The sequence below is a fragment of the Verrucosispora sp. TAA-831 genome, assembly GCF_050780145.1.
In the GTDB taxonomy this organism is placed as follows: domain Bacteria; phylum Actinomycetota; class Actinomycetes; order Mycobacteriales; family Micromonosporaceae; genus Micromonospora.
Window position 1 is genome coordinate 15,037 of the sequence record NZ_CP192240.1, and the last position, 12,991, is coordinate 28,027.

Genomic DNA, 12,991 nt, shown 5'->3' on the forward strand with positions numbered 1-12,991 from the left:
AGAGCAATCCTCCGTTCACCGGCCACCGCCGGTGATGCGACCGGCGGCCAGCTTGCCCGAGATGAGCACCATGGGCACTCCGACGCCGGGCTGCGTGCCCGAGCCGACGAACACCACGTTGGACAGCGACGGGTGCAGGTTCGACGGGCGGAACGGGCCGGTCTGGAACAGGGTGTGCGCGGCGGCGAACGGGGTGCCGGCGGCCATGCCCTGCTCCGCCCACTCGGCCGGGGTGATCGCCCGGAGCACCTCGACGCCCGCGCCGAAGCCGACGTAGCCGCGTTCCTCGAGAGTGGCGACGAGTTGGTCGGAATACCGGGCGGTGAGGTCGCCACGCCACTCGAAGGGTGCCCGTTCCAGGTTGGGCACCGGGGCCAGCACGTAGTAGGTGTGCCGTCCGGCGGGGGCGACCGACGGATCCGTCCGGCTCGGGTTGGTGACCAGCAGGGATGGGTCGCTCATCAGCTCGCCGCGCCGGATGACCTCGTCGAACGTGCCCTTCCAGGCGCGCCCGAAGTGGATGTTGTGGTGGGCGATGCGTCGGTAGCCCTGGGACGACCCGACGTGCAGCACGACGCAGGACGGCGAGTAGGTCAGTCGGCGCTGCCTGGCCTCCGGCAGCAGGTCGCGGTAGGCCACCGGCAGGTCGGGGTTGAGGACCACCACGTCGGCGGGGACGAACTCACCGTCGGCGGTCAGCACGCCGGTGGCCCGACCGTTGGCGGTCTGCACCCGGGTGACCGTGGTGCCGTACCGGATCTTGACGCCGTGCTTCTCGGCGGCACCGGCCAGCCCCCGGGAGACCGCGTGGATGCCGCCGCGCGGGAAGTAGACCCCGGCCACCGAGTCGAGGTAGGCGATGACCGCGTAGATGGCCAATGCGTCGTGCGGGGCGAGGCCGGCGTACATCGCCTGGAAGGAGAAGATGCGCCGGGTGCGGGGGTCGCGGAAGAACTGGTCGATCTTGGTTTGCAGACGCCGGAAGGCGCCGGTGGCGACCAGCTTGAGCAGGTTGGCGGTGAGCAGGTCGGTGGGCGCGTCCAGGTTACGGTCGATGAAGTCGGCCCGCTCCAGCCGCCAGAGGTTGCGGGCGAAGTCGACGAACCGCAGGTAGCCGTCGGCCTCGCGGGGCCCGCAGACCCGGGAGATCTCCGCCGCCATCCGGGCGGTGTCGGTCAGCACGTCGAGCGTGGAGCCGTCCGGGTAGTAGGCGCGGTACGCCGGGTCGAGCGGCATCAGGTCGACCCAGTCGGACAACTCCTCGCCCACCGCGCCGAGCGCCTCGGCGATCAGGTCGGGCATGGTGAGCACGGTGGGACCGGTGTCGAACTCGTAGCCGTCCACGCTGAGCCGCCCGGCTCGTCCGCCCGGCACCGGCTCACGTTCCAGCAGGGTCACCTGCCGTCCGCTGCCGGCCAGGTGCAGCGCGCAGGCCAGGCCACCGAGACCCGCCCCGACGACCACCACCCGATCCGTACGGCCGTCCACGGTCCGCACCGAGAATCTCCCCATCACGCCCTCCGGTGAGTGGCCACCGCCGCGAGACCGGCCAGCGCCACCCGCGCAGTCTCGTCCACGGCGACGGTGTCGAGCGCCGCCAGGGCCTGGTCGACCCGCTCGTCGATCATCCGCTCGATCCGGTCCACCGCGCCGGTGTCGACGACCACCTCGGCCAGCCGGGCGACCTGAGGCCCGGTGACCGGGCCGCCGGTGCCGTCCAGCTCCTCAAGTTGGGCCGGAGTGGCCATCTCCCGGGCCAGTACGAGCAGCGCGGTCGGCTTGCCGGTGCGGAGGTCGTCGCCGGCCGGCTTGCCGGTGGCGACCGGGTCGCCGTACACGCCGAGCAGGTCGTCGCGGAGCTGGAACGCCTCCCCGACGCAGAGGCCGTAGGCGGTGTACGCCGTAGTGAGCCGGTCGTCGTCGGTGACGCCGGCCAGGCTGGCGCCGAAGAGCAGCGGACGCTGGACGGTGTAGCTGGCGGTCTTGTAACGGGCCACCCGCAGCGCCCGGTCGACCGACCAGCTCTCCGGGTCGGCCTCGCCGAGGATGTCGAGGTACTGCCCGGCGACCGTCTCGACCCGCATCCGGTCGTATCCACGGCGCACCGAGAGCAGCCGACCCGGGGGCAGGGCGGCGCGGGACAGCAACTGGTCGGCCCAGACCATGCAGAGGTCGCCGATCAGCACCGCGACGGCCTCGCCGAAGCGGCCCGAGTCGCCGTGGCGGCCCGCGGCGGCGTGCTGGGCGGCCACCGCCATGTGGGCGGTGGGTCGGCCGCGACGGGTGGCGGACGCGTCCATCACGTCGTCGTGCACGAGCGCGAAGGTGTGCAGCAGCTCCAACGTGGCCAGTGCGGGCAGCACCGGGGCCAGCGGTTCGTCGCCGCCGACCGCGCCACGCCATCCCCAGTAGGCGAACGTCGGGCGGACCCGCTTGCCGCCGGCGAGGACGTAGTCACGTGCCGTTGCGGCGAAACCGCCCATCGCCGCGTCGATTTCGGTCAGCGCGTCGACCTCGGCGGTCAGGAACTCAGTGAGGGTCTCATCGACGGCGGCGACGAGATCCCGGGTGTAAGCGGCCAGGACGGCCCGGATCGGGTCGTCGTTCCCGACCGGCTGCTCAGGCCCCACGCGAAGCAGGTTACCGGTAAGTCGGTCGCTGGCCATGCGGCTGAGCGTACCCTAAGGTTTCAAGTTGCGTCGATTGCTGCGTCGGTTTTCGAGGAGGGCCCGTGGAGACGGATCTCAGCGCCGCCTACGAGAGGTGCCGTGAGCTGCACAAACGCCACGGGCGTACCTACTATCTCGCCACCCGCCTCCTACCCGCATGGAAACGGCGTCATGTGCACGCCTTATATGGATTCACCCGGTACGCGGACGAGATCGTCGACCAGACAGAGGCGTTGCCGCCGCCGGCGCGTGCCGCCCGGCTGGACGACTGGGGCGGCCGGTTCATCGCGGGTCTGCACGGCGAGCAGGTCGACGACCCGCTACTGCCGGCGGTGCTGCACACCATCGCCGTGTTCGACCTGGACCGGGAGGACTTCGCCGCGTTCCTCAAGAGCATGGCGATGGACCTCACCGTGACCTCGTACCGCACCTACGCCCACCTGCTGGACTACATGGAGGGCTCGGCGGCGGTCATCGGCACGATGATGCTGCCGATCCTGGGCAGCTCCGCCCCGGCGGCGGCCCGGGAACCGGCCCGTCAACTGGGCTTCGCGTTCCAGCTCACCAACTTCGTCCGGGACGTCGCCGAGGACCTCGACCGGGGCCGGACGTACCTGCCGAAGGAGGACCTGGAGACCTTCGGGGTGACCCGCGAGGACCTGCTGGCCTGTCGGGCGGCGGGTCGGACCACCGAGCCGGTGCGGGAGGTGATCCGGCACGAGGTGGCCCGCGCCCAGACCCACTACGCCGCTGCCGCACCGGGGGTGCTGCTGCTCGACTCCGCCTCGCAGGCCTGCATCCGCACCGCGTACGCGCTGTACGGCGGGATCCTCGACGAGGTGGCCGCCCAGGACTACGACGTGTTCGTCCGGCGCGCCACCGTGCCCCGGCGACGCCGGATGGCGGTCGCCTCCCGCGCCCTGCTCACCCCGGCCGGTACGCCGGTCGAGCTGCCCGGGCCCCGGCTGTCGTGAGCGCTCGTACCGCTGTCGTGCTGTTCACCCGCGACCTGCGGGTGCACGACCACCCGGCGCTGGCGACGAGCTGTGCCGCCTTCGACCGGGTGGTGCCGTTGTACGTGCTGGACCCGGTGCTGGCGCGACGCTCTCCCAACCGCACCCGTTTCCTGCACCAGAGTCTCGCCGACCTGCGCGACGCGCTGCGTCGGCTCGGCGGTGACCTGGTGCTGCGGCACGGCGACCCGGTGGCCGAGACGATCCGGCTGGCCGGGGAGGTGGGCGCCGAGGCCGTGGCACTGTCGGCCGACGTCTCCCGGTACGCCACCCGGCGGGCCGACCGGCTGCGCGCCGAGTGCGACCGGCATCGGCTGCACCTGCGCTTCTTCCCCGGTCTGACGGTGGTCGATCCGGGGGCGACGAAGCCGAGCGGTGGCGACCACTACCGGGTGTTCAGCCCGTACCACCGGGCCTGGAGCGGGCAGCGGTGGCGCGACGAACTGGCCGCGCCGTCCCGGGTGTCGCTGCCGGGAGGGGTTTCGGTGGGCCGCCTCCCGGCGCTGCCCGACGGCGAGTCACCGGACGCGGCGGTGGGTGGCGAGACGGAGGCGCGGCGTCGGCTCGACCGGTGGCTGCCGCACCTGGCCGACTACGGCGACCGGCACGACGACATGGCCGGTGACGCCACCTCCCGGATCAGCCCCTACCTGCGGTTCGGCTGCGTGTCGCCGCTGACCGTGGCGAACCGGGCCGGTGACCCCGCATCACCCTTCGTCCGCCAGGTCTGTTGGCGGGACTTCTACCACCAGGTCACCGCCGCCTTCCCGGACATCTGCCGGACGGCCTACCGACGCAACGCCACCGAGCAGTGGCGGTACGACGACGAGGCGATCGAGGACTGGACGGCGGGCCGTACCGGCGTTCCGATCGTGGACGCCGGGATGCGGCAGTTGCGGGCGGAGGGCTGGCTGCACAACCGGGCGCGCCTGATCACCGCCGGCTACCTGACCAAGTCGCTCGGTCTTGACTGGCGCTCCGGGCTGGCGGTCTATTCCCGGTGGCTGCTGGACGGGGACGTGGCCAACAACTCGGGCAACTGGCAGTGGGTGGCCGGCACCGGCAACGACACTCGGCCGTACCGGGGGTTCAACCCGATCCGGCAGGCCGAACGGTACGACCCGGAGGGCGCGTACGTGCGGCGCTGGGTGCCGGAGTTGGCGGCGGTGTCCGGCAAGGCGGTGCACCAGCCGTGGCGGCTGCCCGAGGCGCTCCGCGAGAGCCTGGACTACCCGCCGCCGACGGCGGCGCGTGCGGTGGATCCGGTCTGGCTGCGCTGAGACGCGCCGGGTGGGCCGGGTGGTCGGCGGGCGGCCGGTGCGCGATGCTGACGGCATGGCGGAGCCGGAAGTCGTGGACGTGGTCGTGCTCGGGCTCGGTGTCGGCGGTGAGGAGGTGGCCGGGCGGCTCGCCGAGGCCGGTCTCACCGTGGTCGGCGTCGAGCGGAACCTGGTCGGCGGGGAGTGCCCGTACTGGGGCTGCATCCCGAGCAAGATGATGATCCGGGCGGCCAACGCGCTGGCCGAGGCGCGGCGGGTCGACGGGCTCGCCGGCACCGCCCAGGTGCGGCCGGACTGGGCGCCGGTGGCGCAGCGGATCCGCTCGGAGGCCACCGACGACTGGGACGACCGGGTCGCCGTGGAACGCTTCACCGGCAAGGGCGGGCACTTCGTCCGGGGCGGCGGCCGACTCGACGGCCCGGGTCGGGTACGTGTCGGCGATCGGGTCTTCCAGGCCCGGCACGGGGTCGTGGTGGGCACCGGAACCGCGCCGTCGGTGCCGCCGATCGACGGGCTGGCCGGTACGCCGTACTGGACGAACCGGGAGGCCGTCGAGGTCGAGGAGTTGCCCGAGTCGCTGCTGGTGCTGGGCGGCGGGGCGATCGGCCTGGAGCTTTCCCAGGTGTTCGCCCGGTTCGGCGTACGTGTCACCGTGGTCGAGGCCTTCGACCGGGTGCTCGCGGTGGAGGAGCCGGAGGCGTCCGAGGTGGCCGCCGCCGCGTTGCGTGCCGACGGTGTCGAGATCCACACCGGGGTGCGCGCGGCCCGGGTGGCGCACGGCCCGGACGGGTTCACCCTGTACGGCGCGGACGGCGCGGAGTTCACGGCCGAGCGGCTGCTGGTGGTGACCGGCCGCCGTGCCCACCTCGACGAGTTGGGGCTGGACACGGTCGGGGTCGACGCGAGTCGTCGGTACCTGGCCGTGGACGACCGGCTGCACGTCACCGACGGGATCTGGGCGGTCGGCGACGTGACCGGCGAGGGGGCGTTCACCCACATCGCGATGTACCAGGCGTCCATCGTGGTCGCCGACCTGCTCGACCACGTACGGCGGGCGGACGGCGGCGCGGATCCCAGCGGCACCTCCAGTGTGGTCGGTGGCGCGGTCGGTGTGGCCAGCTCGTTGGCGGCCACCGGGTCGGGCGGTGGGGCCGGTTCGGTGCCCCGCGCCGACTACCGGGCGCTGCCCCGGGTCACCTTCACCGACCCGGAGATCGGCGCGGTCGGTCTGACCGAGCAGCAGGCCCGGGAGCGCGGCGTCAACGTGCAGGTCGGCTTCACCGAACTCGCCTCGTCCACCCGGGGGTGGATCCACCGCACCGAGGTTGCCGGGTTCATCAAGCTGATCGCCGACGCCGACCAGGGGGTGCTGGTCGGGGCCACCTCGGCCGGTCCGGCCGGTGGTGAGGTGCTCTCCGGTCTGGCGGTGGCGGTGCACGCGGCGGTGCCGGTGGCGCAGCTCCGGCACATGATCTACGCGTATCCCACGTTCCACCGGGCGGTGTCCGAGGCGTTGCGGGATCTGGGCTCGTGATCTGACGTCACCCGTCAGTCCGTGACAGATGGCTGTTCTGTTTTTGCAGCCACACGACGTAGGATTGCGGCCGTGACGAAACGGTTGACCGAGGTGGCCCGCAAGGCGGGCGTCAGCGAAGCCACCGTGAGTCGGGTGCTCAACGGCCGCGGTGGCGTGGCCGAGGCGACCCGGACCGCGGTGCTCACCGCCCTGGACGTGCTCGGCTACGAACGCCCGAGCAAACTGCGCGGCGAACGGGCCCGGCTGGTGGGTCTGGTGCTGCCCGAGTTGCAGAACCCGATCTTCCCGGCGCTCGCCGAGGTGGTCACCGGTTCCCTGGCGCAACGCGGGTTCACCCCCGCCCTCTGCGCCCGGACCATCGGCGGGGTCTCCGAGTCGGCGTACGTGGAGATGCTGCTCGACCACCAGGTCTCCGGGGTGATCTTCGCCGGTGGTTCGTACGCGTTGGCCGACGCCTCGCACGAGCACTACCGCCGGCTGACCGACCGGGGCCTGCCGGTGGTGCTGGTCAACGCCGGGGTCGACGAGTTGGGCTTCCCGCGCGTCTCGACCGACGACGCGGTGGCGGTGGAGCAGGCGTACGGCCACCTGCGTTCGCTCGGGCACGAGCGGATCGGCCTGGTGCTCGGCCCGGAGGACCACGTGCCGTCGCAACGCAAGCTGGCCGCCTTGGGGCGGGTCGCCGGCTGGGGCGACGACACCGAGTTGGTGGCCCGGTCCAGCTTCTCCATGGAGGGTGCCCGGGTCGCCGCGACCAAGCTGGTCGACCGTGGGGTGACCGGGGTGATCTGCGCCAGCGACGTGCTGGCCCTCGGCGCGATCCGCGCGGTCCGCCGGCTCGGCCGCTCGGTGCCGGGTGACGTCTCGGTGGTCGGTTTCGACGACTCCGCGTTCATGACCTGCACCGACCCGCCGCTGACCACGGTGCGCCAGCCGATCGAGACCATGGGGCAGGCCGCCGTGGACCTGCTGGTGACCCAGATCGAGGGCGGCGGTGTGCTCACCGACGAGCTGCTCTTCGAGCCGGAGCTGGTGGTACGCGGCTCGACCGCGCCCGCGCCCGGACGTTGATCCCGTCCGTCGGCCCGGGGCGTCGACCCCGGCCGACGTCCGCCCTCCGCTGACCCCGCGCGACCTCTGAAGGCCGCCGACCGCTGCTCGCGGTCGGCGGCCTTCGTCGTCGCGGCGGCGACGAGAGTCCTGTGTCCGTATCTCTCGGAGCAGTGTCGCTAAATTTCATCATCAGATCGAAACCTTGCTGGAATGAGTCGCCTTCGCTACAGTGACTCCACTCACACCCGGCCCCCGGTCGATCACACGGGGTCAGGGTGCGGGGTGGACACCGATCAGCAACAGGCATCGCGGCGGTGACGATCACCGCGGTTCAGCGAACTTCATGGCGACACTTCGTTCCCCGAAGGGATGGACAGATGTCCGTACCGCAGTACCGGAAGGCTGCGGCGTTGGCGCTCGTGGCCGGGCTCAGCCTCACGGCGTGCTCCACCAAGAGCGACGCCGGCGACGACGCGAGCGGCAAGGTCACCATCACCGTCGACTGCCAGCCGGTCGGCGCGCAGAAGGAACTGCTCCAGAACTGGAACGAGGACGTCGCCGAGTTCCAGCGGCAGAACCCCGACATCGTGGTCAAGAGCGTCAGCGTCGGCGAGCAGTGCAACAACCCGCCGGACTTCACCGCCCGTCTGGCCGGCGGCACCGTGACCGACGTGTTCTACGGGTACATGACCGATCTCCAGCAGGTGCTCGACTCCGGTCAGGCGATGGACATCACCGCGCACGCCACCGCCGAGACCATCCCGACCTGGGACAGCGTCGACCCGGCGCTCAAGGAGGTCTTCACCGACGACGGCAGGCTCTACGCCGTACCGGTGAAGAACTACTCGATGGGCCTGGTCTACAACAAGGCGCTGTTCCAGCAGGCCGGGCTCGACGTGAACAACCCGCCCAAGACGTGGAGCGAGGTCCGGGAGGCGGCCAAGAAGATCTCCGCCCTCGGCAAGGGGATCGCCGGATACGCCGAGTACAGCGCCGGCAACACCGGCGGCTGGCACTTCACCGCACTGCTCTACTCGCAGGGCGGCCAGGTGCTGACCGAGGACGGCGGCAAGGCCGCCTTCAACAGCCCGCAGGGCCGCCAGGTCCTACAGAACCTCAAGGACATGCGGTACGGCGACGACAGCATGGGCGACCGCCAGTTGCTCCAGTGGGGTGACCTGCTGACCAACGCCGGTGCGGGCAAGGTCGGCATGTTCGTCGGCGCGCCCGACACCACCCAGGCGATCGTCAGCCAGTTCCAGGGCAGGTTCGAGGACTGGGCGATGGCACCGCTGCCCGGTCAGAACGGCACGGCGCTGGGCACGCTCGGCGGTGGCGAAGGCTACTTCTTCAAGAAGGACCTCACTCCGGAACAGGTCAAGGCCGGTCTCAAGTGGATCGCCTACCAGAAGCTGACGCCGGGCAAGGGTCAGCTCGACTACGCCCGCGCCAAGCCGCAGAACTACCCGGTCGGTCTGCCGCAGCCGCTGCTGTTCACCAACGGCAGCGACGCCCAGAAGCAGGAACTCGAACTGCGGAAGGCGAACGCGAACGTGGACACCGCGAACTTCGCCATCTTCGAGGCCAACCCGGTCCCGATCAAGGGCGAGCCACGCAACGCGCAGGCGATCTACGCGGTCCTGGACGCCGCGATGTCCGGGGTGCTGACCAACCGCAACGCCGACATCGACGCGCTGCTCAAGACCGCCGAGGACAAGGTCAACCAACTCCTCGCCGCGCAGGGCTGACCCGTACGGGCGGGGGTCGGCGAACGGCCCCCGCCCCGCCCCGCCGTACCGCCCAGGTCGTCCCACCCCCACCAGGAGTTGCCTTGGCGATCACCGCTGCCCCGGCCGCCACCCGAGCCCCGGGGCGTACCAGCTCACCGGTCCCGACCGGGCCACCACGGTCCAGCCTCGGCCGCAAGGTCCGGGACAACCTCACCGGGCACGCGTTCCTCATCGGTGCGGTGCTCTGCTTCGCGGTCTTCTCCTGGTACCCGATGGTCCGGGGCGTGGTGATGAGCTTCCAGCGCACCCGGCGCGGCGAGACCACCTGGGTCGGCTGGGACAACTACCTGCGCATCCTCGACGACCCCAGCTTTTGGACGGCCTGGCAGAACACCTTCTACTTCACCGGTCTCGCGCTCGTCCTCGGGTACGCGGTGCCGTTCTTCGTGGCGGTCCTGCTAAACGAGTTCCGGCACGCCCGGGGATACCTGCGGATCCTGGTCTACCTGCCGGTGATGCTGCCGCCCGCATCGGCCCTGTTCCTGTTCAAGTTCTACGCGTACGACCCCGGCGACGCCGGGCTGTTCAACGCGATCCTCAAGGGGCTGGGCCTGCCCACCTCGCAGTGGATGCAGTCCCCGGAGATGACCGTACCGGCCATGGTCATCGCGTCGACCTGGATGAACATGGGCAGCGCGGTACTGATCTACCTGGCTGCCCTGCAGAACATCCCCGGTGAGCTGTACGAGGCCGCCGAACTCGACGGCGCCGGGATCTGGCGGCGCATCCGGCACGTCACCATCCCGCAGACCCGACTGATCCTCGCCCTGCTGGCGATGCTCCAGATCGTCGCCACCATGCAGCTCTTCATCGAGCCGCTGATCCTGGCCAACGGCGCGGGCGCGGAGGACTCGGCGACCTCGGTCGCGTACCTGATCTATCAGCACGGGTTCTTCCAGAACGACCTCAACGGTGCCGCCGCACTCGGCGTGATCATGCTCGTCGTGCTGGCCGGCTTCTCCGCCGTCTACCTGCGGCTGACCGCGAAACAGGACTAGGACACCGACGCCATGGCACAGGACTCCGGCACCCGCACCCTCATCTCGCAGGCGCAACTCCGGCGCGGCCCCGGCCGGACGATCTACTGGACGCTGCTCGTCGTCGTGGTCATCGGCTTCACGCTGGTCTTCCTCGGGCCGCTCTACTGGATGGTCACCGGCGCGCTCAAGTCCGGTCAGGAGATCGCGCAGACCCCTCCGTCGCTGTTCCCGCAGGACCCGCAGTGGCGCAACTACGCCGACGCGTGGCACCACCTGGCCCTGGCCAAGCTGCTGTTCAACACGTTCTACTACGCCGCCGGGGCGGTACTGTTCCAACTCGTCTTCGACACCGCCGCGGCGTACTCGCTGTCGAAACTGCGGCCGGTGCTCGGCTCCGCGATCCTCGGCCTGATGCTGGCCACGCTGATGATCCCGGCGATGGTCCTGATCGTCCCGCAGTACGTCACCGTGATCGACCTGCCGATCCTGAACATCAGCCTGCTCGACTCACCGTTCGCGATCTGGCTGCCGCTGGTCGCCAACGCCTTCAACATCTTCCTGCTCAAGCGGTTCTTCGACTCGATACCGGAGGACCTGATGTCGGCGGCCCTGATGGACGGGGCGACGCCGCTGCGCACCCTCTGGTCGATCGTGCTGCCGATGTCCCGTCCGATCCTCGGCGTGGTCTCGATCTTCGCGGTGACCGCCGTCTGGAAGGACTTCCTCTGGCCGAAGCTGGTGATGCCCTCACCGGAGACCCGGACGGTCAGCGTGGGCATCTACGCCTTCGCGGGCGGCACGCCGATGAACGTGGTCATCGCCGCCTCGGTGATCGCCGCGATACCGACGGTGGTCATCTTCCTGATCTTCCAACGGAACATCATGTCCGGCCTGACCACCGGCGGACTCAAGGGCTAGCCCCCAAACGCAGAAAGCAGGTGCTCGTGTCCCCAGCAGACAGCGGTCCGTGGTGGCGAGGCGCGGTGATCTACCAGGTGTACCCCCGGAGCTTCGCCGACGGCAACGGTGACGGCATCGGCGACGTGGCCGGCATCCGATCCCGGCTGGGCTACCTCGCCGCGCTCGGTGTCGACGCGATCTGGTTCAGCCCCTGGTACCCCTCGCCGATGGCCGACGCCGGGTACGACGTGGCCGACTACCGTGACATCGACCCGGTCTTCGGCACGCTGGGCGAGGTGGAGGCGTTGATCGCCGAGGCGCACGCGGTCGGCATCCGGACCATCGTCGACGTGGTGCCGAACCACTGCTCCGACGCCCATCCCTGGTTCCAGGCCGCGCTGGCCGGCGGCCCGGACGCCCCCGAGCGGGACCTGTTCTGGTTCCGCCCGGGCCGGGGCCCCGACGGTGACCAGCGACCGACCGACTGGGTCGGCGAGTTCGGCGGCCCCACCTGGACCCGGACCACCGACCCGGACGGCCGCCCCGGTGACTGGTACCTGCACCTGTTCGCCCCGCAGCAGCCGGACTTCAACTGGGACCATCCCCGGGTCCGCGCCGAGTTCGAGGACATCCTGCGCTTCTGGTTCGACCGGGGCGTGGACGGCATCCGGATCGACTCCGCCGGGCTGCTGGTCAAGGACGGCACGTTGCCCGAGGTGACGGCCGACCGGCCACACCCCTTCCACGACCTCGACGGGGTGCACGAGATCTACCGGGGCTGGCGGCGGATCGCGGACGCGTACCCGGGGGACCGGGCCCTGATCGGTGAGGTGTGGTTGCCCGACCGGCAGCGGTTCGCCGCCTACCTGCGGCCGGACGAACTGCACGCCGCGTTCAACTTCGACTTCCTCGGCTGCGCCTGGGACGCCGCCGCGTTGCGGGAGAGCATCGACGGCACGCTGAACGCCCACGCCCCGGTCGGCGCACCGGCCACCTGGGTCCTCTCCAACCACGACGTCACCCGGCACGTCACCCGGTACGGCCGGGCGGACACCACGTTCAGCTTCGCCGCCAAACGCGAGGGCATCCCCACAGACCTGGAACTGGGCACCCGCCGGGCCCGCGCCGCCGCGCTGTTGTCCCTGTCGCTGCCCGGTGCCGCCTACGTCTACCAGGGCGAGGAACTGGGTCTCTGGGAGGTCGAGGACATCCCCTACGAGCTGCGTCAGGACCCGATGTGGGAGCGGTCCGGGCGGGTCGACCCGGGCCGGGACGGCTGCCGCGTACCCCTGCCGTGGTCCGGTGAGTCGCCGCCGTTCGGTTTCAGCCCGGACGGCGCGCCGGTCGCGCCGTGGCTGCCGCAACCGGCCGACTGGAAGGACCGCACCGCCGACGCGCAGGCCGGCGACGACCGGTCGATGCTGGAGCTGTACCGCGCCGCCATCGCCGTCCGCCGCGCCGAGCCGGCCCTCGGCGACGGCCCGATGACCTGGCTGCCCGCCCCGGACGGGGTGCTGGCGTTCCGGCGGGACCCCGGTTTCGCCTGCGCGGTGAACCTCTCCCCGGTGGCGGTGCCACTGCCGCCGCACACCGAGCGGCTGCTCGCCAGCGGGCCGCTCGACGACGACCTGCTGCCGCCGGACACCGCCGTCTGGCTGCGGACCGCGCCCCGCTCCGCCTAGGGCACGGTCCCGGTGTCGGCGGCTCCGTCCCGCCGCCGACACCGGGACCGGCGACGACGAGGAGGTGACCGCAGCACCGGCACCACG

At 71.2% G+C, this 12,991-nt stretch carries 10 protein-coding genes; 8 read left to right on the top strand and 2 right to left on the bottom strand.

Annotated features, from left to right (window positions below):
* Positions 1 to 15: 15 nt before the first annotated feature.
* Positions 16 to 1,512 carry a phytoene desaturase family protein gene (gene crtI / locus ACQVFL_RS00135; RefSeq protein ID WP_431728267.1) on the bottom strand — a complete coding sequence of 499 codons (1,497 nt, stop codon included), beginning with the start codon at positions 1,510 to 1,512 and terminating at the stop codon, positions 16 to 18.
* Positions 1,512 to 2,666, bottom strand: a complete 1,155-nt coding sequence (locus tag ACQVFL_RS00140) for a polyprenyl synthetase family protein (protein ID WP_396691938.1) — start codon at positions 2,664 to 2,666, stop codon at positions 1,512 to 1,514. The genes crtI and ACQVFL_RS00140 overlap by 1 nt, the downstream gene beginning before the upstream one ends.
* 65 nt (positions 2,667 to 2,731) lie before the next feature.
* On the opposite strand from ACQVFL_RS00140, the gene ACQVFL_RS00145 reads away from it, so the two are divergent.
* From ACQVFL_RS00145 to ACQVFL_RS00180, 8 genes are all read left to right on the top strand, one after another.
* Positions 2,732 to 3,643, top strand: coding sequence for a phytoene/squalene synthase family protein (locus tag ACQVFL_RS00145; protein WP_431728268.1), 912 nt, complete (start codon positions 2,732 to 2,734; stop codon positions 3,641 to 3,643).
* Positions 3,640 to 4,962, top strand: coding sequence for a cryptochrome/photolyase family protein (locus ACQVFL_RS00150; RefSeq protein WP_431728269.1), 1,323 nt, complete (start codon positions 3,640 to 3,642; stop codon positions 4,960 to 4,962). Before ACQVFL_RS00145 ends, ACQVFL_RS00150 begins: the two co-directional genes overlap by 4 nt.
* A 55-nt stretch (positions 4,963 to 5,017) precedes the next feature.
* Positions 5,018 to 6,496, top strand: coding sequence for a dihydrolipoyl dehydrogenase family protein (locus tag ACQVFL_RS00155; RefSeq protein ID WP_431728270.1), 1,479 nt, complete (start codon positions 5,018 to 5,020; stop codon positions 6,494 to 6,496).
* A 72-nt stretch (positions 6,497 to 6,568) separates the two neighbouring features.
* A complete protein-coding gene (locus ACQVFL_RS00160; protein WP_396691942.1) occupies positions 6,569 to 7,570 on the top strand; it encodes a LacI family DNA-binding transcriptional regulator in 1,002 nt (333 codons plus the stop codon).
* Between the two features lie 359 nt (positions 7,571 to 7,929).
* Positions 7,930 to 9,300, top strand: a complete 1,371-nt coding sequence (locus tag ACQVFL_RS00165) for an ABC transporter substrate-binding protein (protein WP_396691943.1) — start codon at positions 7,930 to 7,932, stop codon at positions 9,298 to 9,300.
* An 83-nt stretch (positions 9,301 to 9,383) separates the two neighbouring features.
* Positions 9,384 to 10,340: a carbohydrate ABC transporter permease gene (locus ACQVFL_RS00170; protein ID WP_396691944.1), complete on the top strand. Its 957-nt coding sequence runs from the start codon at positions 9,384 to 9,386 to the stop codon at positions 10,338 to 10,340.
* Positions 10,341 to 10,352: 12 nt separating this feature from the next.
* Entirely contained in the window at positions 10,353 to 11,240 is an 888-nt protein-coding gene (locus ACQVFL_RS00175; RefSeq protein WP_396691945.1) for a carbohydrate ABC transporter permease, read from the top strand.
* A 26-nt stretch (positions 11,241 to 11,266) separates the two neighbouring features.
* The gene (locus ACQVFL_RS00180) at positions 11,267 to 12,904 is read left to right on the top strand and encodes a glycoside hydrolase family 13 protein (protein ID WP_396691946.1); all 1,638 of its coding nucleotides are present in this window, start codon (positions 11,267 to 11,269) and stop codon (positions 12,902 to 12,904) included.
* Positions 12,905 to 12,991 lie beyond the last annotated feature (87 nt).